The sequence below is a fragment of the Empedobacter sp. UBA6305 genome, assembly GCF_002440405.1.
Taxonomy (GTDB): Bacteria; Bacteroidota; Bacteroidia; order Flavobacteriales; family Weeksellaceae; genus Empedobacter; species Empedobacter falsenii_B.
In genome coordinates, this window is the sequence record NZ_DJTP01000028.1 from 40,313 (window position 1) to 64,109 (window position 23,797).

Genomic DNA, 23,797 nt, shown 5'->3' on the forward strand with positions numbered 1-23,797 from the left:
CACTAATCGATTGAAATAATGTCTATAAAAATTCCTGAAAATTTAAAAGGATTATCTGATTCTGAAGTCAAAAAAGCTCAACAACAATACGGAGATAATGCAATAAAGGGTGAACAGAATTCTGCTTGGTATAGTTTATTATTTGATATTATAAAAGAACCAATGACGCTAATTTTGATTGCTGTATCAATTATTTATGTGTTGGTTGGTGATTTGGGTGAAGCTGCATTTATGTTTGTGGCTATTGTTGCTGTGACAGGAATTTCATTTTACCAAGATTCTCGTAATCAAAAAGCTCTGCAAGAGTTAGAAAAGTTGAACGAACCTTTGAGTTCAGTTATTCGTAATGGACAATTAGTTGAGATTCCAACACACGAAATTACAATTGGTGATTTGTGTGTGACGGAAGAAGGAAAGATGATTAATGCTGATGGAAATATTGTTCATAGCAATGATTTTTCGGTGAATGAATCTGCTTTAACAGGCGAAAGTATGTCAGTTTTTAAAGATATAGATCATTCAGAAATTTACAGTGGAACTTTGACAGTTTCTGGTTTGGCTATTTTTGAAGTGACAGCCATTGGAGCAGAAACGAAGTTGGGAAAAATAGGAATGTCAATTTTATCTATAAAAGAAGAAAAATCGCCTTTGCAATTGCAGATAGAAAAATTTGTGAAAGGAATGGCAATCATTGGAATTATTGTTTTTGCAATGGTTTGCGGATTCAATTATTTTCAAACAAAAGACATTGTAAGTAGTTTATTAAACGGTTTGACTTTGGCAATGTCTATTTTACCCGAAGAAATACCAGTTGCATTTACTACATTTATGGCATTGGGTTCATGGAAATTATTACGCGAAGGAATTATTGTAAAAAAGAGTAGTGTTGTCGAAACTTTAGGAAGCACAACTGTTATTTGTAGTGATAAAACAGGCACAATTACCGAAAATTCGATGAAATTGAATGCAATTTATGATGCAAAAATGTGTACGGTTTTTGATGAAAATCAATTCAATGATGTTGAAATTTCTGAGATTATACAATATGCGATGTGGAGTAGTGAACCTGTTCCATTCGATCCAATGGAAAAAACGTTACACCGAGTTTACGAACAAACACAGGTTGATGAGCGCAATCAATATCAAATGTTTTTCGAATATCCTTTATCTGGAAAACCTCCGATGATGACGCATTGTTTTAAAAATAAAGATAATCAACGAATAATTGCGGCAAAAGGTGCTCCAGAAGCTATTTTACAAGTTTCGAATCTTTCTGATCAACAAAAAGATCATTTACGAAACGTCATTCGCGATTTTGGAACAAAAGGTTTCCGACTTTTGGGTGTTGCAAAATCTACTTTTAATTCAAACGATTTTCCAAAACAACAACAAGATTTACCTTTTGAATTGTTAGGTTTTGTTGTCTTTTATGATCCGCCTAAAAAGGGAATAAATGAGGTTTTCGAGAAAATATATAATGCCGGAATAAAAGTAAAAGTAATTACAGGCGATAATGCCGAAACTACGATGAGTATTGCGAATCAGGCAGGAATTATTCATGCTGAAGATAGTATTACAGGAAGTGAAATTACACAACTTTCTGAAAAAGAATTATTAAAAGCAGCCGACGAAAAAGTCTTATTTGCACGAATGTTTCCCGAAGCAAAATTAGCCGTCGTGAAAGCTTTGAAAGAGGATGGAGAAGTAGTTGCAATGTTGGGCGACGGAGTAAACGATGGACCAGCATTGAAAGCCGCACACATTGGTGTTGCAATGGGCGAAAAAGGAACTGAAATAGCCAAACAAGCTGCGCAATTAATTTTAACAAATGATGATTTAGGAAAATTAGTTATCGGAATAGCTGCTGGAAGACGCATTTATACGAATCTTAAAAAAGCTGTTCAATACATTATCTCGATTCATATTCCAATTATATTAATTGTTTCATTGCCGTTGTTTTTAGGTTGGGCTTTTCCGCAAATTTTCACACCGGTTCATGTTATTTTCTTAGAATTGGTAATGGGACCAACCTGTTCTATTGTGTATGAAAACGAGCCTTTAGAGAAAAATTCTATGAACGAAAAACCTCGTCCTATGACGGAAACTTTTCTGAATTGGAAAGAACTTTCAACAAGTATTATTCAAGGAATTATCATCACATTAGGATTGCTTTTTGTTTATCAATACACTTATCAGTTAGGCGGAAATGAAGAGAAAACCCGAGCAATGGTTTTTACAACGTTGATTTTCTCAAATGTTTGGTTAAGTTTAACGAATAGATCGTTTTATTATAGCTTGTGGTCAAGTTTTAAAAATAAAAATAATTTAATGGTTGGCGTTACAATTCTTACATTGCTTATACTTTTTGCAATACTGTATATAAAGCCAATTTCTTTATTTTTTAAAGTTTCTTCGTTGAATCTAAAAGAATTAGGAATGGCGATGCTTGTAGCAATGTTATCTGTATTGTGGTTTGAAGTTTATAAATGGATTAAACGTAGGAGAAAAAATTGAGTAAAATGGTAATATTTAGGTTTATTGATTCGTTATAACGAATCAATAAACTCAACTGTTTTTGCCAAAGTCGGCGTCCTATTCTCTTTGTAAGGTGTATGTTTTGCATCAGGAACAAGATAACTTTCTTTTCCTCCTTTTACATTGTTGATAATTCCATTTACTTGCTCAATCGAACCATATTCATCATCAATTCCTTGAATAACCAAAGTTGGACATTCGATGTTTTGCAATTCTTTTCGAATATCAAAATCAATAAAATCTGGGCGTAACCAAGTTTCTGTCCACATCTCAAAAACTTTCTGCGTTTTATCGCCATGATATTTTGTCAAACGTTCTTTCAAATTAGTTTCTGCATATGCAATTTTTGCATCTCTGATTCCTTGTAAAGAAATTTCTTCTACAATAATGTGCGAACCAACTACAACAATTCCTTTTAAATTTTGATGATATTTCGAAGCATAAAGTAACGCAATCGATCCGCCATCGCTATGTCCAAATAAAATAATGTCTTTGAAGTTGAAATATTGAACCAAATCATTTAGAAAATCTGCTTCATCATGCATGTAAGTCAATTCGCGACGATCAATGGTAAAAGGCGACGATTTTCCATAACCTTTTCTATCGTAGATGAATAAATTACAATTTGTTTTTTCGGCAACTTCTTTTGGGAAATCTCTCCAAAGTTGGGTGCAACCTAAGGAATCGTGTAAAAAAATAAGTGTTGGATTTTCTGGATTTATTTCGTGGTGAACATAATGAATATTGGCGTTGTTGATTTCTAAACTATTTTCTATTTCCATTTTATGTAGTGATTTTTTCGAAAGCTAAAGATAACAAAAATGCCTCGATTTTATTTATTCGAGGCATTTATATCATGATGATTAAAAATTATTATTTAATAAAATCTGTAATAATTTCTAAGGTTTTTGCTTTTGCAGTTTCTAAATCGTCGTTCAATAAAATGATATCAAACTCTTTAGCTTTTTCCATTTCAATTCCTGCTTTATCAATACGTTGTTTCAATTTATCTTCGCTTTCTGTGTTGCGAGAAATTAAACGTTCTTTCAATATTTCCAAAGATGGAGGATTTACAAATACTGTTAAACATTGATCTCCGTACAATTTTTTGATATTCAATGCACCAATAACATCAATATCAAAAATAACAGAATTACCTTCTGATGTAATGCGATCAACTTCTGATTTTAAAGTTCCATAAAAATTATCGCGGTAGACTTCTTCGTGTTCTACGAATTCGTCGTTTGCAATTTTTGCTTTAAATTCTTCTGGTGTTAAGAAATAATAGTCTTCTCCGTGAGTTTCACCTTCGCGTTTATCTCTAGTTGTACAAGAAATAGAAAATTTGATATTCTCCAATTGTTCTAAAGCGTAACGAACCAAAGTTGTTTTTCCTGCGCCTGATGGAGCTGAAAAGACGATTAATTTTCCTTTTTTCATTATAAAATGTTTAACGATTGTTCTTTAATTTTTTCTAATTCATCTTTCATCTGAACAACAATTTTTTGCATTTCAGAATGATTTGATTTTGAACCTAATGTATTGATTTCACGACCAATTTCTTGCGAAATAAATCCAAGTTTTTTTCCATTAGATTCAGTTCCAGCTAATTCTTTCAAGAAATATTCGCAATGATTTTTTAGACGAACTTTTTCTTCCGTAATGTCCAATTTTTCCAAATAGAAAATTAATTCTTGCTCAAAACGATTTTGATCAATATCAACTTTTACTTCTTCTAAACGTTTATTGAAACGTTCTTTGATTGTCTCAATTCGTTCTTTTTCAAAAGGCACAACTTGTGTTAAAAGCTCAAGAATATTATTCAAGTTTAAAGTCAAATATTTCTCTAAAACTTTTCCTTCGTCTAATCTAAATTGATTTAAAGCGTCAATTGCGTCAATAATTGTTGAACGAATTTGATTCCATTCGTCTTCACCCAAATCGTCTTGCGTGTACGAAATAACGTCTGGAAGGCGCATTACTACAGGTAACAATTCACCATCAGTCACATTTGGCGTGATTGATTTGAATTCTGCCATATAACTTTTGATTAATTCAGCATTTATATTTTGATTTCTTGCAGCAGGATTTAGCTCTACTAACATAGAAAAATCAACTTTTCCACGTTGAACTTTTTCTGAAATAAGGTTTCTGATTTCTAATTCTTTTTCACGATAAAAAGAAGGAATCCTCGTGTTTAAATCCAGTGTTTTACTGTTTAAAGAACGGATTTCTATCGTTACTTTTTTCTCAGGTAATTCCAATACGGCTTTACCGTAACCTGTCATAGATGCTATCATAATTGTAAAATTATGCGAACAAAATTACAATAAATTAACGTAATGCGAACTGAATTATCATCTTTAATCATTTTAAAGTTTAACATTTTGCTAAAATTTTGATGAACTTAAAACATTTATCTTTAACAAAAATCAAACTAAAATTATACTATGACAAATCAAGAATTGTACAAAGGAATTGCAGAAGATGGATTGAGTTTGCCTTCTACAATGGGAATTTTTCCTTCATCGAAAGATTTTGTATTCTCGAGAGAATCAATCGAAAATAGTCTAAAATCAACGGATTATTTTCAATTAATTAATTTTGATCTTATCGAAATTGATAAAGACGAAAATGGAGCGGTAAAGCAAGAATATCAACTTGTAGTGTCTTATTTGGAGGAAGAATTTGATGTGAATTTGTATGTTGTGGATGCGAAAAGTAACGATTATTCTGAATTTGGTTTTGGAAATATGATTTCTGATGAAGAAATGGAAATTGCAACGCAACAAGATTTTTATTTGGAATCTGTAATGTATTTTGGAAATGATGCGTTGGATAGTTTTCATTTGCAGCTTAAAATTATGCAAGCCATTGTCGAAAATCCATCTATTGTTGTCGATTTTATGCCTTATCGTTTGCTTTCTGGTAAATGGGCTAAAGTGACAGCAGAGTCAGAAATTCCGCCTGCGCCTTCGTATTTATATGTGATTCATGGCGTTTATGATGAGGATGAAAATGGCGATCGCGTGTATTGGATGCATACGCATGGTTTGCATCGTTGCGGTTCTGTGGAGTTGGAGATGTTGAACATCAAAGATGGAGTAGAGCAGATGAATTCGGCTTTGGATATGATTGTAAATGCGTTTATCAAACCAGATTTTCGTTCGCCAGAAAATGAAGAATTTAATATTGGTTATGATGGTTTGGATATTACATTTTGTTGGAAACGTTGGGAAGATATGGTGAAAGATTATCCTGCAAAAATTCCGGGAGGTTACAATGAGCGTCAACCAGAAAACGAAAATTACGAACCTTGTGGCGTTTTGTTAGCGGTGCAAGAAGGACATACATTGACGCCAGAAGTTTATGCGGCGACAATTGCAGATAATCCGATTTTCTTTATTAGCGATCAGGAAACGGAACGAATGTCAGCCTTGGCTTATCAACGTTTTGAATCGTATAAAAAAGCATTTAACACGTATTTTAATCCAGAAGCAGATGAAGAGAATTATTATCGATTTTTAATCAAATTAGGATTTGATGTCGATCATGAAATGAATAAGGAACATATTTGGTTTGATGTGTACGGAATCAATGAAAACAACGAAATTTTTGGCGTTTGCTTGAATCGTCCTTATGCTGTAGAAGGTTTGAATGAAGGAGATGAAGGTCTTTATCCGCAAGAAATGATTACCGATTGGTTAATTTACACGCCGACAAACACCATCACTCCTGATAATATTTACACTATTGATTAATCAACGCACCATTTTTCCACACATTTGTTGGTTGTAATTGTCCTTGATAATAGATAATATTACGATAATCGAAGGTAGAGAAGCTGATAAAATCGGCTTTTTTACCTTTTTCTATTGTTCCACGATCAACTAAATTTAAAGCCTTTGCAGCACGAAAAGTAATTGCAGCTAAAACTTCTGCCATTGATAATTTTTCAAAAGTAGCTAAAACAGAAGCTTGTGTCAGAAGATTTCCCATTGGAGCTGAGCCAGGATTCCAATCCGAAGCAATCGAAACGCAACAACCAGCATCTAACAATTTTCGAGCAGGTGCATATTGCATTCCCAAACCGATAGAAGCGCCAGGTAAAACAGTTGCAACAACATTAGAATTCGCAAGGTTTTTCACTTCTTCTTCTCCTGAAAATTCTAAATGATCTGCACTCAAAGCATCGAATTTTGTAGCTAAATAACTTCCTCCAGCTGTAAATTGATCAGCGTGAATCGTAATATCAAAACCTTGATTTTTTGCTTCGTTTAAGAAATAATCGCCTTCCTCAACAGAGAAAGCAGATTGTTCCACAAAAATATCGATACGATTTGCTAAATCATCAACTTTTAATTTTGGAAAAACTTTTTCGACCAAAAGTTCTAAATATTCTTGATTTGAACCTTCGAAATCTTTTGGTTTCATATGTGCACCCAAAAAAGTTGGAACTAAATCAATTTCACTTTCTTGATTCGCCATATTTATCGCTTCCAACATTTTAATTTCGCCTTCAACAGAAAGTGCATAACCCGATTTAACCTCAGCAGTTGTGATTCCTTGTTTAGCTAATTGCGCAACATGCTTTAGCGTAATATCTTTCAGTTCGTCAACTGTTTTCTTACGCGTTTCTGTTACAGTAGACCAAATTCCGCCACCACTTTTGGCAATTTCTAAATAAGTTTTTCCGTCCAAACGCATGGCAAAATCTTTGGCGCGATTTCCTCCAAAACAAACGTGTGTATGTGAATCCACAAATCCAGGAAGAAGAATTTGCTCCGTTTCAATTTGTTGAATTTCGATGGTTGGATATTGTAGAGAAAGTGTTTCGAAATTTCCAATTTCTACAATTGTTTCATCAACAATAATAATTCCTCCATCTTCGAGAACTTCGACTTGGTTTTCGTGAATAGCACCTTTTAAAGGTAAATTGGCAAGTGTTATAATTTGTCTGAAAGGACCGATTAATTTCATTTTTGTTGTTTTATAACACAAGTTTACGAAATTTAAGGGAGATTGTGTTCGAATTTTGAAACTCGTTTACCTAACTTCAAAGTTTTTATTTTTGGGAGATGTGATTCCAAAATGAGTTTGGAATTAATTAATTTGACTCGTAAATAGGTTTGTATTTTGAATAATATTCTTGAAATTTCTTAAAAATAAATTCATCCTTATTGTCCAAATTTATATTTGCGTAAGGTGAAGATCCGATATCTTCAAGTATTTCTAAATCGATGGTAATTTGATAGAAAATCTCTAAATCTAATTCAGAATCTAATTCAGAATCTAATTCAGAATAAATATGGTACATTTTATTTATAGCAGTGTCCTGATCTAAATTATTATTAATAAATTTTTTAGAAATATAAAATGCATATTCCTTTAAAATAGATTCTTTATTATCAATTATAAAATTCAAATCATTTAAACTTTTAAAGAAATAATCTTCTCTTACAATTGTATTTTCATCATCTAAACCAGCAAGAATATATAAATTTTCGGTTTCGTAACCTATTTTAAGAATTTCAATAGCCCATTTTACTAACTCGAGACTATCAAATGGATGCAAGTATCGTTTAGCTAAAACAGAAATTGTTAATTCACGAAAAATCATGATGCAATATTAAATTTTATTAGTCGATAAAATAGCGTAACCATAATTATCTGCCCAACCAGATTTTATAGGAAGTAATTGTCTTGTATGTGCTTCTCGTATCATGCCAACTTTTTCATGAACTTTGTAAGAACCAATGTTATCAACTGCTCATCCAGCTTCGATTCTGTGAAGATTTAGAGTATTGAAACCAAAAGAAATAATTTCTTTTAAAGCTTCTGTTGCAATTCCTTTGTTCCAAAAATCTGGATGTAATTTAAACCAAATTTCTGCATTTTTGTATTTAGCTCAACCTAAATTTAGAGAAATTAATCCAGCAAATTGATTGTCATTTTCGATAACAAAAATATAAGCTTGTGGTTGTTCCTTGATTAGATTTTACTAAATCTTTTAGATGAAGAACGTTAACGTCTATATTTTCTGGAATTCCTAACGTTGTTATATTAATCAACTTCTTCGATAGAATGTAATTGATGAATTGCTTCTGTATCATCAATTTTGATTGGTCTCAAAGTTAATCGTTCAGTTTTAAGAATTACATTCATATCAATTACTTTTTCTTCAAATAAGTAGGATCATTTGGGTATTTAATTACTTTGACTAATGTAATAATTGTAAAAATAACGAAGATTAATATCACAATTGCGCTAAGAATGATGCGGTTATTTTGTTCGTTATTGAACCCAAGGTAAAGTTCGAAAGCTGCCCAAACAATCATTAAAATTTGTGGTAATAGTGCGCCAAAAATATTTTTTGTCATTTTATTCTTCTATTGAGCTGTAAAAATAAGAAAAATAAAAAAACCTCTTATTAAAAGCAGGTTGAAAATATTATTGAGAGACTAATTTTGTTTCATTAAGAATTGGTTCCTTTTTCAGAATGTTAGTTGCCACTTCTTCAGTTTCTTCTTTTTCTTCGAAAATTGGCGCTTCTTGCATAAAAGCAGTTGCTGGCGCTTCTTCTACTTTTGGTGGCGTGTTATCAAATTTGTAATTAAATCCGATTCCAAGTGTTTGTTTTATCTGTGTTTTCTTGATTTGATCTTCATCATACAGTAAATTTAAACTTACTTGTGCCGAGACAAACTTGTTCACTTTCATATCCAAAATTCCTTGATAAGCAACGTCCATATTTCCGAAATTTTTCAGATAATCAGCGTAAATTCCAACACGGTTATCATAAGAAATTCCTTCCATAATTTGTAGTTTGTATCGCGCACCTAAATATGCACCAAACTCGAATAAAGTTGTATCGCCATCATTTTTAAGTCCAAAGTTTCCTTTTTTCTGTAAATCTTTGTCCAAAACAAATGTCATTCTTGGTGTAAATGGATGAATATTAACTTGGAAATTTTCGTTTGGTTTGTAATCCGCACCCAAACCTAAGCTTAGATAACCTGGAGCCATCAAGCCTGAGATCTTCGTTTTTGGATCTGTTGAATAATCAAAACCATCTGTAAATTGTGTGCGAAAATTGATAGAGGCAGCTAAATACCAATGATTTCCGATGCTGTAACCATAAGAAGAAGTTAAGTCGATAACATCATTTGTTTTGCGAGAACTTTCGCCTTTGTTAGTCTGGATTCCGTATCCCAAAACAACACGATTATCCCAAATATGTTTTTCTTTTGTCAAGTTAAATTCATAATCTAAACTTCCATTTAGCGCAAACGAATTTACACCTCCCGCAACCCAATTACTGAATGCACTTTGAGAAAATAAAAGTGAATTATTTCCTGAAACAAACCAGCCAGGTTGACGACCATCAAATTTTTGATCTTTTAAATAACGCTTGCTATCAGTAGCTACTTTACCATCTTTTACTGTTTGCGCAAAAGTTGTAGCACTTCCTAAAATTGCTAATGTAAATAAAATTTTTTTCATTAGATTGGTTGATTTAATAGTTATTTTATTCCAAAAATATGGATTCTGATTTAATATACGTTGATTTTTCGTCAATTGTATTTTTATCAAAAACTTGATCATAGTTTTGTTTATCCAGTTTTATTCTAGGTAAATTGACTGGGGAAATGCCAGATGTATCGAAATATGGGAGAATTTCCTTCTTTCTACGTTTCTTCTTATCTTTTTTCTTAGTACTGTCTATTTTATATGTTAAGCCAATCCCAAGAGCTTGTTTAAACTGTGTTTGAGCAACTTGATCTTCATCGTAAATCAAATTAATGGTTAATTGCGTGGACATAAAATTATTAATTTTCATATCTAACAATCCTGCATACACAATATCGAGGTTATAAAATTTGTTGGAATAATTGGAGAAAATTCCAATATTATTATCGTAAGTGACGTTATCAAAAAGTTTCATTTTGTATCGACCACCTAAATATGCTCCAACTTCAAAAAGAAACGTATCTCCATCATTTCGTAAACCATAAGTTCCTTTATTTTGCAAATCTTTGTCTGCAACAATTGTTGTTCTTGATGTTAAAGGTTGAAAACTGAGAGAAAAATTAGAATTTGGCGTATAATTCGCACCGACCCCAATTGTTACATATGCAGGCGCAAATAAGTTTGATAGTTTTGTTTTTGGAGTTGTTCCGTAATTGTAACCTGCAGAAAACTGTGAACGAATATTAAGTGATGAGGTTAGGTACCATTTTTCTTTTATCAAATATCCATAAGAAGTTGTGATATTTAGATTGTCAGCAGTTTTACGCGTTCCATTGGTTTTATTGTCTAAAAAACCATATTCAAAAATAAAACGATTGTCCCAAAAGTGTTTCTTTTTTCGGAAATTAAATTCGTAATCAGCTTTAGCATTTAGTGAAACCGAATTTTCACCACCTGCCATCCAATTGGAAAAGGTATTTTGATTAACGGTTAAAGTATTTGCACCATAAATTTCCCAACCCGATTTTCGTCCTGTAGTATCCACTTTGGATTTCAGATATTTTCGACCATCAATAATTAGATTTCCACTAGTATCTAAAAATTGAGCCGAACTAAAAAGTGATAGGACTAAAAATATAATTGAGAAAATTAGTCTCATTTTAAAAAAAATATCTTTGTTTAAAATTGAAAAATTCTAAACAAAGATATCTAATTTATTTTGTAAGGCTAAAAACCTTTCTTAATTATTTTGCCAACCTTTCAACCATTTCACTAATGTATCCACCCAATCTTGACGATCATTCAAACAAGGGATGTATGTAAATTGCTTACCACCAGCTTTTAAGAATTCTTCTTGTCCTTCCATCGAAATTTCTTCCAAAGTCTCCAAACAATCCGAAACAAAGGCAGGGGTGCAAACCGCTAAATTCTTAACGCCTTGTGCAGGAAATTCTTCTAACATGTGGTCTGTATAAGGTTTAATCCAAGGGTCACGACCTAAACGAGACTGAAAAGAAGTGGTATATTTATCTTCTGGTAATTGCAAGTATTCGGTTACCAAACGTGTTGTTTCAAAACATTGATTACGATAAGTTTCAATAGGTAATTTGCTCGCTTTTGCAGCACGAAGTGCTTTATTATCGTGACGTTCTGGAATTCCGTGATAAGAAAACAATAATTTATCAAAATTCTCAGGTAATTTTTCTTTGATAGAATCTCCTAAAACCTTGATATAATCTGGATGATTGTAAAAAGCTTTCAAGAAATTAATCTTAGTGTCTTTGTAACTTTTTTTCTGAATTTCAAGCACTTTATCCGCAACAGTTTCTGTAGAAGACATTGTGTATTGAGGGTATAAAGGAACAACCAAAATGTCGCGAACACCTTTGTCATAAAGCTCTTGTAAACCAGCTTCTATCGAAGGGTTTTTGTAACGCATTGCCAAAACAACTGGAATATCCATTTGTTTTTGTACCATATCTCTCAAAATTTTAGAGTAAACAATTAAAGGAGAACCTTCTTTTGTCCAAATTTTTCGGTAAGCTTCAGCAGATTTTTCGGGTCTTTTTGGTAAAATAAATAATTCAACAACAGTTTTACGAATAATCCAAGGAGAATCTAAAACTTTCTTATCCATTAAAAATTCGCGTAAATAAGTTCTTACGTCTTCAACATTGGTAGAATCGGGCGAACCTAAATTCACTAATAATATTCCTTTGCTCATAATTCTTTTTATCTAAAAAAATATTGCGTTCTTTGTAGGTGTAAAAGTACGGAGGATAATTTAATTTGTCCTTCGTAATATCATCATTATAATTTATATCATCATTTTATGTCAGATTTATTAAATCCTGATAAAGAATTTTATCCAGACGACGATCTAAATCACGAAAATACTGTTCGTCCGCAAAGTTTTGATGATTTTGCTGGACAAGCGCATATTCTAGAGAATTTAGAAGTTTTCGTAAAAGCGTCTAAACTTCGTGGCGAAGCATTAGATCACGTTTTGTTGCACGGACCTCCAGGTTTGGGAAAAACGACATTGGCAAATATTATTGCGAATGAATTAGGTGTAGGAATCAAAATTACATCTGGACCAGTTCTCGATAAACCGAGTGATTTAGCTGGTTTATTGACGAATTTGGAAGAAAATGATGTGCTTTTTATTGATGAAATCCATCGTATGTCTCCCGTTATCGAAGAATATTTGTATTCGGCAATGGAAGATTTTAAGATTGATATTATGATCGAATCTGGACCAAATGCACGTTCGGTTCAAATTGGTTTGAATCCTTTTACATTAATTGGTGCAACAACGCGTTCTGGTTTATTAACTGCGCCGCTTCGTGCTCGTTTTGGAATTAATTTCCGTTTCGAATATTATAATGTTGAATTATTAAGTACGATTGTTGAGCGATCTTCTCGTATTTTAGCAACTCCAATCGATGAAAGAGCTTCAATCGAAATTGCAGGTCGAAGCCGTGGTACACCTCGTATAGCGAATGCTTTATTGAGAAGAACACGTGATTTTGCCCAAATCAAAGGAAATGGAAAAATTGACTTATCAATTGCTGAATTTTCGTTGAAAGCACTAAAAGTTGATGACAATGGTTTAGATGAAATGGATAATCGAATTTTATCAACCATCATCGAAAAATTTAAAGGAGGGCCTGTTGGAATTACAACTTTGGCAACTGCTGTAGGGGAGAATGGTGGAACGTTAGAGGAAGTTTATGAACCCTACCTTATTCAAGAAGGTTATTTAATGCGAACTGCACGAGGAAGAATAGCGACAGAAAAAGCATATAAACATATCGGGGTAAAATACCGTGGAGAAAATTCACCACAAACAGATTTGTTTGATCATTAGAAAAATATTTTATGTTAGAATTAAGGCCCAATTGCGAAAATTGTGGAAAGAATTTATTTCCAGATTCAACAGAAGCTATGATTTGTACATTCGAATGTACTTTTTGTAAAGATTGTGCGGATAATATTTTAGAAAATGTTTGCCCAAATTGTGGTGGTAATTTTACTCAAAGACCTATTCGACCAAAAAAATATCGTTCTAAATATCCTGCTTCTACACAAATTGTTTTGAAAAAAGTGAATTTTACAGAATTTGAAAATTTAAAAAGTGAATTAAAAAATGTTTTACCTGAAAATCGTTAATTTTTAAAGTAAAATGCATCTTCCAACAGAAGAACATATTAAAATAAAATGGTCCCAACGCATCAAAGACAAAGCTGAAGCGTTGGGATTTATTTCTTGTGGTATTGCGAAAGCAAATTTTTTGGAAGCCGAGGCTCCACACCTAGAATCTTGGTTGCATAATAATTATCAAGGAGAAATGCATTATATGGAAAATCATTTCGATATGCGATTGGACCCGCGCCTGTTGGTAGAAGGTGCGAAGTCAGTAATTTCATTGGCATACAATTATTATCAAAACTTAAATCGGAATCCAAATTCGTATAAAGTTGCAATGTATGCTCAAGGAGAGGATTATCATTTTGTGGTCAAAGAAAAAGTACGCGAGTTATTGGATTTTATTCAAGATGAAATAGGAGAAGTGAATGGACGTGCTTTTGCAGATTCTGCTCCTATTTTAGAGCATGCATGGGCACGGAAAGCAGGAATTGGATGGGTAGGAAAGAATTCATTGACTTTATCAAAGCAAAAAGGTTCTTTTTTCTTTTTATCCGAATTGATTGTCGATTTAGATTTAGCTTATGATTCTCCAATTGAAACAGATCACTGTGGAAATTGCACACGTTGCATTGATGCTTGCCCAACTGAGGCGATTTTACCCAATAAAACAGTGAATGGAAGTCAATGTATTTCGTATTTTACAATTGAATTGAAAGATCAAATTCCGACCGAAATGAAAGGGAAATTTGACGATTGGATTTTTGGTTGTGATGTTTGCCAAGAAGTTTGTCCGTGGAATCGTTTTTCGTTGCCAACGAAAGAAACTCGTTTTGTTGGTCATGAGAAAATTAATCAATTCTCAAAAAAAGATTGGGAAGAAATTACGGAAGATGTTTTTCGTGAAATTTTTAAGAAATCGCCCGTAAAACGTACAAAATTTGATGGTTTGAAAAGAAATATCGATTTTGTAAAATCACTATAATTCGTGAAAATTTTTGGTTTAGATTTTGTTAGCTTTACTTCAAGAAAATCGAATCATAAAAATGAAAAAAAGTTTATTCATTCTTACTACTTTTTTAAGCTATTTTGCGCAAGCTCAATTTGGGATTGTACAAGATAAAGATGGTTTTGCAAACGTGAGAGATGAAAAAAATACTTCGTCTAAAATTGTTGCAAAAGTCAATTCAAATTCTATTTATCCAATTGATTCTGATGATGATAATTCGAAATGGTATTTGGTTGAATATCAACTTGAAAAAGCTGGTTATGTTTACCATGATCGAATCAAAAAGTTAGAAAATTTTGATTCGATTTCACCAACTTCAGTCAATGATTCTAAAATAGAATTTTCGGTTGCAGATTATATTATTCAGCTCGAAACGCAAACATTTAATTCAAAAAAGCATAAAATTTTCAAGGAAGGTGATTTTGTTTATGCGATTGATGAAAAAGATTTTCTTGGTTCGGATGGAATGATTCCTCAAACAGAATTCAAATCGTTTAAAATATCATTCAAAGGAAAAGAGATTATCATTCCAAAAGAATATTTTACCAATTTATATAACGCAAATTTATCTGCTACAAAACTTACTTACAATAAAGAGTTAAATCAATATTATTTATTCGGAACATATAGCGATGGAGCTGGAGTTTATGATGCACTTTGGGTGTTGGATAATGGAAAAATTGTAAAACATATTGCTCAAATTAATGCTTATGCTTAGTCGAATTTTATCAATTTTAGGATGCTTTTTGCTATTTACTTCGATAATATTTGCTCAAAAAGTAACGACTTCCAAATTTGGAGATATTTCGGATGAAATGACACAAAAACAAGTTGCAGCTTTAACGCCAAATCAATTAGCGCTTTATGATGTAAATAATCCTGAAATGCATGAACAGAACATTGAGTTGAATGGAATTAAATATCATATTTCGTATTATAAAAATTTGAAAACAAAACAGTTTTAAGTGTATACAGTTTCGTCTGTTAGCGCTCAACTTTCGACTTTATCAGGAATAAAAATTGGAAGTTCGTTGGATGATTTATGGAAAGCGTACAAAAAATATGATATTTCTGTGCAAGATATTTTTGAAGATGATGAGACAAAATCGGTCAGAGCTTTTGCAATAAATGATCTTGATAATGGATGTACATTAGATTTTTATTTGAAAAATAATAAAGTCATAAAATTGGTTTTGTCAAATGAATCGGGTTTTTTAAATAACAATATTTATGAAAACTAAAATAGCTTTAGTAGGATTTTTCTTACTTTCAATAGTAGGATTTGGTTAGATTTCTACAACAAGAATGAATGAGTTGAAAATTGGAATGCGTCCGTCCGAAGTATTAAAATTATTATGTAAAAAACCTGCTGCAATTGTTGATGAAGGAGAAACGAATATCACTTTAAATGGAATTTATTTCGCAATTGAAATAAGAAGTGGTTATTTGAGCAAAACAGAAAATGATACCTATTTAAGTTCTATTTCGACAACAAGTAAAAACATCAAAACCTTATCTGGAATTGGTATTTGCAGTACGTTGGAGGATTTTTGGAAAGCTTATTCGTCAAAATATAATGTTTTGTTGGATAAATCGAATAATAATAACAGAGAATTTAGAATTGATGATAGAGAAAATGGTGTTATATTGACTTTTTCTTTGAAAAATGAAATTGTAACAACAATAAGATTGAGTTCTTATAACCCAGAAGAATGTACACTTTAAAATAATGATTAAAACCTAAATACATAAAAATGAAAAAAATATTTTTTATAGCTGCTTTTGTAGCTGGAATAGCTTTGCAAGCGCAAGTTTCTACAACTCGTATTAATGACGTAAAACTTGGAATGAAATTGTCTGAATTAGAGAAATTAACAGGACAAAAATTCAAAATAAAATTGAATGAATATGGTTATCCTGATGGTGATGTAACAATTGTCTCTAAAGGAGTAACATATAAAGTTGGATTGACAACAAATGGTGAGGAGACAGCAGGTTCTTCTACTTTAACTGTATATAGTGTAAAGTCTTCGGATTCTAGTCTTAAAACATTATCTGGTATTAAAATTGGCTCATCTTTGGATGAGTTAATTAATAAATATAAAAATCTGAATATTTCTATTTTCGATGGTTATGATGATAAAACGGATAAAAGAACAAAAGCTTTTCGTTATTTTAATGTTGAAGATTATGATAATGGATCGATTCTACAATTCTATTTAGTGAATGATAAAGTAGTTTCTTTCGATGTAATGTATAATGAAGGTTGTTAAAATGAATAAACAAAAAATTCCAACTCTTAGAGTTGGAATTTTTTGTTTAAAATTATTTCTTAATCACTTTTTTCGTGATGATGTTTCCATCTTTCAGATGAATAGATAAAATATACATTCCAGCTGGATAATTTTTCAAATTAACTTCCGAACCTAATTCAATTCCAAGTAAACGACCGTTAAAATCATATAAATTGACATAATCAAAATTCTTAGCATTAATCTTTACTTTGTCTGTTGTTGGATTAGGAAAAACTTCTACAAGCGTTTGTTGATAATTATAATCGTTCGCAGATAATTCAGCCCAAGTATTTTCGGCTTTATCTCCTCCCCAAATCAACGTTGCTAAATACGGATTATCAATAAATGGATTTCGACTTCCTTGCGTTTCGGCAATAATTTCGTTTCGAACTTTCTCAAATTCAGATACTTTATCCTGCACATTCCATTTCAAAAACATATCAGGCATTCCATCAGTATTGGTTGTTGTCGTATTGTTGTACGCAACTAATTGCGGATCGGTTTCCAACCCATAATGTACATACATATACATAATAATTCGCGCCACATCTCCCGTCCATTCATCACCAGGATAAAAACCTCCATTGATCAATTTAGCTTGTCCTGTCACATCCTGCGCCCATTTTTCACGATAAGCATTGTTACCTCTTGTCGAATTTAATTGTCTATCAACTGCACGTAAATTGTGCGCATCAGTGCCTATACCAGGAATTTGCTCATTCATTTTTGGACTTGCCAATGATTTCGGAAAAACGTGTTCGCGTTCCCAAGTACCGGGAGCCGAAGAACCCGTATTTCTATTGTTGACATCGCGTGTGCGCTGTTCAGCATAAACAGTAGAATTATCAGTAAAACCATAAATCAATAAAACTCTATCTTTAGAGCCTATTTCTAAATCTGATTTCATTAAAATATCCCAAACAGTTTTGTAACTAACCGCATGATGCGTAGCATTGATTAAATCGTGTAATTCTTCCTTTATCGTTTTTCCATTTTGTTTAAAATCAATCCCTTCATAATAGTCGGGTTGTTGCGCAAAAGCGGCAAAAGGAAATAAAAGAAGTAAAAATTTTTGCATAACTATTTATAAATATTTAACAAAAGTAAGTATTTAATAAATGATATTAAGATTAACAATTCTTAAATTTTTTACTGAAATTGTTTAATGTATTGTTTAGGTGTCAAGCCGTATTTTTTCTTAAATGCTGATATAAAATGAGATGGATTTTCGTAACCAATTTCAAACGAGATATCTTTTACCATTTGTTGATTTTCTTCTAATTTATGCAACGCATATTCCAGTTTTTTATCCAATAAATAACCATAAACAGTTGTTCCATAAAGTTCTTTGAAACCTTCTTTCAGATGATATTCCGAGATCGAAAATTTTTCGCAAAGTTGTTTGATGGTTGGAGGATTTTTAAAATCAGCTAATAAATAATCTTTGATTTCTTTGATTCGTTTTCCTTCATTTTCATCATTCAAGAAAGGACAATGCTCAGTTTGATTTTCGATTTCAGAAAAATAAAGCGTGAACAATTCGTACATTTTTCCAATCAAAAATAAATTTTGAAATTGTGGAGAAAGTTTCATTTGTTCAATCTGATTCAAAACTAATTTTATCGCTGGCCCAATTTCGCGTTCAATATAAAATTTCTCTTGCGTCATGCTCGAAATCAAATTATTCTGAATTTGATATTCTGCAAACAATTGATGTAATTTCTGAATAGACAAAACCACAATATAAACCTTACTTTCTGCATTTATATTTAACGATAATGGAATGTCTAATGTTGGATAATAAAACAAAAAACTTTTTCCTTCGTTCAAATTGATTTTATAAATACCATTATTAAAATTAAATGTCAACGAACCTTTTGTACAAAAATAGAATTGTATATAACGCTTGTCAATTCCTTTTAGAATCGTGTCTGTAGAAGCTGTAAAGTTGTCTATTTGAGCGATAAATACGTCTGTTGACAATTTATACTCGTTAATTTTACTTTTATGGGTATTTTTTAAATCCATTTCGAATGATGAGGTTTGTCATATAAAAAACGTGATAATTGTCAACTTCGCTCTTTATAATGGTTTACATACAAATATAAACCTTTAATTTATAATTATTCTAAAAAAGCAAACTTTAATTTTTAGCGTTATTTTTTCTTTTTAAAGTTATTTTTCGAAGACTTTTGAAACTACTTTTGTATCAGTATTTGAAGAAATGGCAATTAGAGGTAATAAAACGGAAGAAAATTTTTACGTAATCGGAATCAGTTATGAAAAAGCTGACGCCATTACACGAGGTAAATTTACTTTTTTCCCGGAACAAGTTGAAATGTTTACACAAGATTCTAAAACGAATGGTTTAGAAAACTTTTTTATTGTATCAACTTGTAATCGTACTGAATTTTATGGTTTTGCAGAAAACGAAGATCAAATCGTTGAGCAATATTGTAAATACACAGAAGGTAATGCAGATGAATTCCGTCAATTTATGATGGTAAAAGAAGGAGAAGAAGCGATTACACATTTATTCCGTGTTTCGTCGGGATTAGAAAGTCAGATTTTAGGTGATTTTGATATCATCGGACAAATCAAAATTTGGTTTTCTCGTTTCAAAAAACAAGGTGCATCAAATGCTTTTTTAGAGCGTTTGGTAAATACTGCGATCCAAATTAGTAAAAAAGTAAAGAACGAAACTTTTTTAAGCAATGGTTCAGCTTCGGTTGCATATTCTGCGGTTAATTTTATTCAAGCAACGCAAGGAAACTTGGTCGACAAAAATATTTTGTTGTACGGAATTGGTAAAATTGGTCGTAATACATGTGCTAATTTGGTCAAACATTATCCAAATACGAACATTACGTTAATCAATCGTACAAAAGAAAAGGCAGATGTTCTTGGATTGAAATATGATATTACCGTAAAAGATCATAGCGAATTAAAAGAAGAATTACAAAAAACAGATATTCTAATTGTTGCAACGGGAGCAAGTAATTACACGATTACAGAAGAAATGATTCCGTTCGATAAGGAAATGACGATTATTGATATGTCAGTTCCAGAAAATGTAATTCATACGTTGGCTGCCCGCGAATCTATACAATTGGTAAATGTGGACGGATTGTCTAAAATGGTAGATGATACGATTGCGCAACGTCGCAATGCAATTCCAGAAGCTTTGGCAATTATAGAGGAGCATTCTACAGAGTTTTACGAATGGTTAGAAACCAGAGAATTGGTTCCAGCTATTCAATCTTTCAAAGATAGATTAGACTTTTTTCAGAGTTTTGCTTTAAATAATTTGAAAAAAGATAATGTAAACATTGACGAAAATGAAACGATTTTAACTGAAAAAGTAATTCAGAAAATTACAAATCAGTTTGCTTCTTATTTGATTGAAAATAAAGAAAATGCAGACGAAACAATTCAGTTAATCGAAAAAATGTTTCATTTAAAACAAGCTTAATACAATCATGAAAATAATAAAAATTGGTACACGTCAAAGTCCGTTAGCGCTTTGGCAAGCCAATAAAGTTGCTTCTATTCTTGAGGCAAAAGGTCATCCAACAGAAATCGTTCCGATTACTTCTGAAGGTGATGCAAATCTAAAACAACCCATTTATTCATTAGGTTTAACAGGTGTTTTTACGCGTTCATTGGACATTGCTTTGTTGAATGATCAAGTGGATATTGCGGTTCATTCGTTGAAAGATGTACCAACTGTTTTACCAGAAACATTAGAGTTGATTGCATATCCAGAGCGTGCAAGTTCTGCGGATATTTTGGTGTACAAATCGGAAGATATTTTCGAGAAAGAACACCGAATTATTGCAACAGGATCTTTGCGTCGTAAAGCATTTTGGAATCATAAATATCCAAATGATACGATTGTAGATTTACGAGGAAATGTGCAATTACGTCTGAAAAAGTTGCAAGATAATGCAGATTGGGACGGAGCTGTATTTGCTTTTGCAGGTTTGGATCGTTCAGAAATTTTAGATGAATTGGCAGAAAAAGGTCTTCATTATAAAGTGATTGATTGGATGATTGCTGCGCCATCACAAGGGATTTTGGGAATTGTTGCCAAAGAAGGTTTTGATTTGAGTGATATTAATAATCCGCAATGTGAACTTTTTGCAACAGTAGAACGTCAATTCTTGAATGTTTTAGAAGGAGGTTGTACAGCGCCAATTGGTGCGTTAGTTGAAAAAATTGATGAAGAAAATTACTCGTTCAAAGGAGCAATTTTATCAATTGATGGACAAGAGATGATTTCAATCGAAAGACAATTCAAAGCAGATGAATATTTGACGAAAGGTCGTGAGTTTGCTGAAGAATGTATTGCACAAGGTGCAGCAAAAATGATTGAACAAATAAAAAAAGAAATCGGAACGAAATAGTGCGAACGAAGGTTTTATTCACGAAGTTAATTTCTTCTGAATTGCTTGAAAAAGAATTTGGAACTGATGTTGAGGTGGTTTGTAAACCAACTTTACAAATCGATTTGACTTCGAAAAATGAAATTTATGCACAGATTGATGAATCCGTTCATCAGTTTATCGTGACGAGTCAAAATACTGTAAATGCCATTCAAGATTTGGAATTGAATGGTCATTTTTTTGTTGTTGGAAAAAAAACGGCAGAAAAACTAAAAGCGCAAAACAGAGATGTTGTGTTGGTTGAAGATTATGCAGAAGATTTAGCTTCGAAATTAATTTCAGGAAATTATTCTCCGAAATGGAATTTCTTATGTGGTTCTTCCCGTCGAGATTTGTTGGTGAATGAATTATCAAAAGCAAATCACGAAGTCAATCAAATTATAACATATCAATCAGGGCAAATTGTTTATCAATTAAATGAAACATTTGATGTGTATGCTTTTTTTAGTCCGTTGTCATTCAAAGCGTTTCATCAACAAAATGAAATTTCAGAAAGTTCGCGTATTTTTACAATCGGAAATACAACAACTTCTGCGATAGAAGAAGTTTATCCAAATCATGAAATTATAACTGCGCAAACACCATTGGTGGAAGTAGTTATTGAAAATATAAAAAAATACATCAATGATAAAAAATGATTTGCTTTTAAAAGCATTGAGAGGTGAGGAGGTAGAGCGTCCGCCAGTGTGGATGATGCGTCAAGCAGGACGTTATTTACCAGAGTTTATCGAATTGAGAGATAAATATGATTTCTTTACACGTTGTCAAACGCCAGAGTTAGCGGCTGAAATTACAGTTCAACCAATTCGTCGTTTTCCGTTAGATGCAGCAATTATCTTTTCAGATATTTTGGTTGTGCCACAAGCAATGGGAATGAATTTCGAGATGAAACCTGGTGTTGGTCCTTGGTTAGAGAATCCTATTCGTACAGCTCAAGATGTAGAAAAAGTTTATATTCCTGATGTTGAAGAAGAGTTAGGATACGTTTATGCAGCGATGGATATTACAAAGAAAGAGTTGGACAATAAAATTCCGTTGATTGGTTTTGCAGGTTCGCCTTGGACATTGTTGTGTTATGCAGTGGAAGGTCGTGGTTCTAAATCTTTTGATCAAGCGAAAGGTTTTTGTTTCCAAAATCCAGTTGCAGCACACCAATTATTAGAAAAAATTACACAAACAACGATTCAATATTTGTTGAAAAAAGTGGAACATGGTGCAAATGTGATTCAGATTTTTGATTCTTGGGGTGGAATGTTATCGCCAAAAGATTATGATGAATTTTCTTGGAAATACATCGAGCAAATTGTAAACGAAGTTTCTAAAGTAGTTCCTGTAACTGTTTTTGCAAAAGGTTGTTGGTTTGCTTTAGAGAAAATGGCCGATTCTAAAGCATCTGCTTTGGGTGTTGATTGGACGATTACGCCACAATTAGCGCGCGAGTTTACAGGTTTCAAAAAGACGTTACAAGGTAACTTTGATCCTTCTCGTTTGTTATCTCCGCCAGAAACTATTCAGCAAATGGTAAAAGAAATGATTGACGATTTTGGTCCGTATAAATATATTGCCAATTTAGGTCACGGAATTTTACCAAATATTCCAGTAGAAAATGCACAAGCTTTTATAGAAGCTGTTGTAAATTATAAGAGAGATTAAGAAACTCGATATAATATGAAAACCTTCCGTGATGGAAGGTTTTTTTATTGAATATATAATTTAAATTTTACGATTGTACTAAGATCTTTTGCATAATAAGCGATCCAATAATAATTATTCTCTTTACTTAAAATTCTATATTTATATTTTTCTCCTTTTCTACTAAATGATTTTTTCATTGAATTATTGCTTTCTAAAAACTCAAGATTAAAATCATAATTATTCTCCCAATGTAATTTTAGTTTAGAAAAAGATTCATCAATAAAATATTCAATCCAATTATTATTTTCAATTTTTACAATTGTTTTATCTCCTTCATAATCAAAATAATATAATTCAGAAGCTGATTTAATTAATTTATACTCTTTTTTATTGATTGTTGATTTAGGCAAATTTTCTAAATTAATCCAGTTTTCATTATTTTTTTCAGAGAATTTTCTTATTATATCAGTGTATTCTTTACAATTTTTTTGAAATCTATAAAAAATAGCTTCTTCTTCAGCTTGAATTTCATCTTTTGAAAAATCTTTAAAATATTTAATTAAACTAACATCTTGATTAACTAAATTAATTCTATCTAAATCATTAAGATTTTTATTTTCGGAAAGGATATTACAAAGATTATGAATTAGTATATCTCTTTTTTCATCAATATTTTGTGAAAAAGAAATTGAACAAATTATAAATAGAATATAAGTTAGGTAATATTTCATTTTTGGTTTTTTATAATTAATAAAATAAGA

Annotated in this window: 27 protein-coding genes; 14 read left to right on the top strand and 13 right to left on the bottom strand. The window is 31.8% G+C overall.

Features of this window, described 5'->3' with window-relative positions; translation table 11 throughout:
* The first annotated feature begins 18 nt into the window (after positions 1-18).
* Complete coding sequence (locus B3M86_RS07355) at positions 19-2,514, top strand: cation-translocating P-type ATPase (protein WP_291076645.1); 2,496 nt, start codon at positions 19-21, stop codon at positions 2,512-2,514.
* A gap of 32 nt (positions 2,515-2,546) precedes the next feature.
* Here B3M86_RS07355 and B3M86_RS07360 read toward each other — a convergent pair whose 3' ends face one another.
* The 3 genes from B3M86_RS07360 to B3M86_RS07370 all read right to left on the bottom strand — a co-directional run bounded on the left by B3M86_RS07360 (position 2,547) and on the right by B3M86_RS07370 (position 4,835).
* On the bottom strand, positions 2,547-3,317 hold the full coding sequence (locus B3M86_RS07360) for an alpha/beta fold hydrolase (RefSeq protein WP_280037593.1): 771 nt from the start codon (positions 3,315-3,317) through the stop codon (positions 2,547-2,549).
* A gap of 91 nt (positions 3,318-3,408) precedes the next feature.
* Positions 3,409-3,975, bottom strand: a complete 567-nt coding sequence (gene gmk / locus B3M86_RS07365; RefSeq protein WP_221854349.1) for a guanylate kinase — start codon at positions 3,973-3,975, stop codon at positions 3,409-3,411.
* Entirely contained in the window at positions 3,975-4,835 is an 861-nt protein-coding gene (locus tag B3M86_RS07370) for a YicC/YloC family endoribonuclease (protein WP_291076642.1), read from the bottom strand. The genes gmk and B3M86_RS07370 overlap by 1 nt, the downstream gene beginning before the upstream one ends.
* Before the next feature lie 150 nt (positions 4,836-4,985).
* Between B3M86_RS07370 and B3M86_RS07375 the strand changes: the two genes are divergently transcribed.
* Entirely contained in the window at positions 4,986-6,296 is a 1,311-nt protein-coding gene (locus B3M86_RS07375) for a DUF4026 domain-containing protein (RefSeq protein ID WP_291076640.1), read from the top strand.
* On the opposite strand, the gene hutI is transcribed toward B3M86_RS07375, so the two are convergent.
* The 7 genes from hutI to hemH all read right to left on the bottom strand — a co-directional run bounded on the left by hutI (position 6,286) and on the right by hemH (position 12,229).
* Positions 6,286-7,515: an imidazolonepropionase gene (hutI, locus tag B3M86_RS07380; RefSeq protein WP_291076638.1), complete on the bottom strand. Its 1,230-nt coding sequence runs from the start codon at positions 7,513-7,515 to the stop codon at positions 6,286-6,288. The genes B3M86_RS07375 and hutI overlap by 11 nt on opposite strands.
* 127 nt (positions 7,516-7,642) lie before the next feature.
* Complete coding sequence (locus B3M86_RS07385; protein WP_291076636.1) at positions 7,643-8,155, bottom strand: hypothetical protein; 513 nt, start codon at positions 8,153-8,155, stop codon at positions 7,643-7,645.
* Positions 8,156-8,305: 150 nt separating this feature from the next.
* The gene (locus B3M86_RS13875; RefSeq protein ID WP_349679591.1) at positions 8,306-8,422 is read right to left on the bottom strand and encodes a GNAT family N-acetyltransferase; all 117 of its coding nucleotides are present in this window, start codon (positions 8,420-8,422) and stop codon (positions 8,306-8,308) included.
* Positions 8,423-8,705: 283 nt separating this feature from the next.
* Complete coding sequence (locus tag B3M86_RS07395) at positions 8,706-8,915, bottom strand: hypothetical protein (RefSeq protein ID WP_286478764.1); 210 nt, start codon at positions 8,913-8,915, stop codon at positions 8,706-8,708.
* A 70-nt stretch (positions 8,916-8,985) separates the two neighbouring features.
* Positions 8,986-10,038: a DUF3078 domain-containing protein gene (locus B3M86_RS07400; RefSeq protein WP_291076634.1), complete on the bottom strand. Its 1,053-nt coding sequence runs from the start codon at positions 10,036-10,038 to the stop codon at positions 8,986-8,988.
* A 25-nt stretch (positions 10,039-10,063) separates the two neighbouring features.
* Positions 10,064-11,164: a DUF3078 domain-containing protein gene (locus tag B3M86_RS07405; RefSeq protein ID WP_291076632.1), complete on the bottom strand. Its 1,101-nt coding sequence runs from the start codon at positions 11,162-11,164 to the stop codon at positions 10,064-10,066.
* 81 nt (positions 11,165-11,245) lie between these two features.
* A complete protein-coding gene (gene hemH / locus B3M86_RS07410; protein WP_219033610.1) occupies positions 11,246-12,229 on the bottom strand; it encodes a ferrochelatase in 984 nt (327 codons plus the stop codon).
* A gap of 108 nt (positions 12,230-12,337) precedes the next feature.
* Between hemH and ruvB the strand changes: the two genes are divergently transcribed.
* The 8 genes from ruvB to B3M86_RS07450 all read left to right on the top strand — a co-directional run bounded on the left by ruvB (position 12,338) and on the right by B3M86_RS07450 (position 16,935).
* Entirely contained in the window at positions 12,338-13,375 is a 1,038-nt protein-coding gene (gene ruvB / locus B3M86_RS07415) for a Holliday junction branch migration DNA helicase RuvB (RefSeq protein ID WP_291076629.1), read from the top strand.
* Between the two features lie 11 nt (positions 13,376-13,386).
* The gene (locus tag B3M86_RS07420) at positions 13,387-13,677 is read left to right on the top strand and encodes a DUF1272 domain-containing protein (protein WP_150432055.1); all 291 of its coding nucleotides are present in this window, start codon (positions 13,387-13,389) and stop codon (positions 13,675-13,677) included.
* A 13-nt stretch (positions 13,678-13,690) separates the two neighbouring features.
* On the top strand, positions 13,691-14,638 hold the full coding sequence (queG, locus tag B3M86_RS07425) for a tRNA epoxyqueuosine(34) reductase QueG (protein ID WP_291076625.1): 948 nt from the start codon (positions 13,691-13,693) through the stop codon (positions 14,636-14,638).
* Positions 14,639-14,699: 61 nt separating this feature from the next.
* Complete coding sequence (locus B3M86_RS07430; protein ID WP_291076623.1) at positions 14,700-15,380, top strand: SH3 domain-containing protein; 681 nt, start codon at positions 14,700-14,702, stop codon at positions 15,378-15,380.
* On the top strand, positions 15,373-15,627 hold the full coding sequence (locus B3M86_RS07435) for a hypothetical protein (RefSeq protein ID WP_291076621.1): 255 nt from the start codon (positions 15,373-15,375) through the stop codon (positions 15,625-15,627). Before B3M86_RS07430 ends, B3M86_RS07435 begins: the two co-directional genes overlap by 8 nt.
* Entirely contained in the window at positions 15,628-15,903 is a 276-nt protein-coding gene (locus B3M86_RS07440) for a hypothetical protein (RefSeq protein WP_291076619.1), read from the top strand.
* Between the two features lie 64 nt (positions 15,904-15,967).
* Complete coding sequence (locus B3M86_RS07445) at positions 15,968-16,387, top strand: hypothetical protein (RefSeq protein WP_291076617.1); 420 nt, start codon at positions 15,968-15,970, stop codon at positions 16,385-16,387.
* 29 nt (positions 16,388-16,416) lie between these two features.
* Entirely contained in the window at positions 16,417-16,935 is a 519-nt protein-coding gene (locus B3M86_RS07450; protein WP_052217554.1) for a hypothetical protein, read from the top strand.
* 52 nt (positions 16,936-16,987) lie between these two features.
* Here B3M86_RS07450 and B3M86_RS07455 read toward each other — a convergent pair whose 3' ends face one another.
* Entirely contained in the window at positions 16,988-18,034 is a 1,047-nt protein-coding gene (locus B3M86_RS07455) for an endonuclease (RefSeq protein ID WP_291076616.1), read from the bottom strand.
* A gap of 71 nt (positions 18,035-18,105) precedes the next feature.
* Positions 18,106-18,984, bottom strand: a complete 879-nt coding sequence (locus B3M86_RS07460) for a helix-turn-helix domain-containing protein (protein ID WP_286478751.1) — start codon at positions 18,982-18,984, stop codon at positions 18,106-18,108.
* A gap of 196 nt (positions 18,985-19,180) precedes the next feature.
* Between B3M86_RS07460 and hemA the strand changes: the two genes are divergently transcribed.
* The 4 genes from hemA to hemE are packed head-to-tail and all read left to right on the top strand — an operon-like array spanning position 19,181 to position 23,054.
* On the top strand, positions 19,181-20,428 hold the full coding sequence (gene hemA, locus B3M86_RS07465) for a glutamyl-tRNA reductase (protein ID WP_291076614.1): 1,248 nt from the start codon (positions 19,181-19,183) through the stop codon (positions 20,426-20,428).
* Between the two features lie 7 nt (positions 20,429-20,435).
* Entirely contained in the window at positions 20,436-21,362 is a 927-nt protein-coding gene (gene hemC, locus B3M86_RS07470) for a hydroxymethylbilane synthase (RefSeq protein ID WP_291076612.1), read from the top strand.
* Entirely contained in the window at positions 21,362-22,039 is a 678-nt protein-coding gene (locus B3M86_RS07475; RefSeq protein WP_181816324.1) for a uroporphyrinogen-III synthase, read from the top strand. The genes hemC and B3M86_RS07475 overlap by 1 nt, the downstream gene beginning before the upstream one ends.
* Positions 22,026-23,054 (top strand): uroporphyrinogen decarboxylase, encoded by a 1,029-nt coding sequence (gene hemE / locus B3M86_RS07480; RefSeq protein WP_125348769.1) that lies wholly within the window; start codon positions 22,026-22,028, stop codon positions 23,052-23,054. The genes B3M86_RS07475 and hemE overlap by 14 nt, the downstream gene beginning before the upstream one ends.
* A gap of 44 nt (positions 23,055-23,098) precedes the next feature.
* Here the strand turns inward: hemE and B3M86_RS07485 are convergent, their stop codons facing one another.
* Positions 23,099-23,767, bottom strand: coding sequence for a hypothetical protein (locus B3M86_RS07485; protein ID WP_291076610.1), 669 nt, complete (start codon positions 23,765-23,767; stop codon positions 23,099-23,101).
* Positions 23,768-23,797 lie beyond the last annotated feature (30 nt).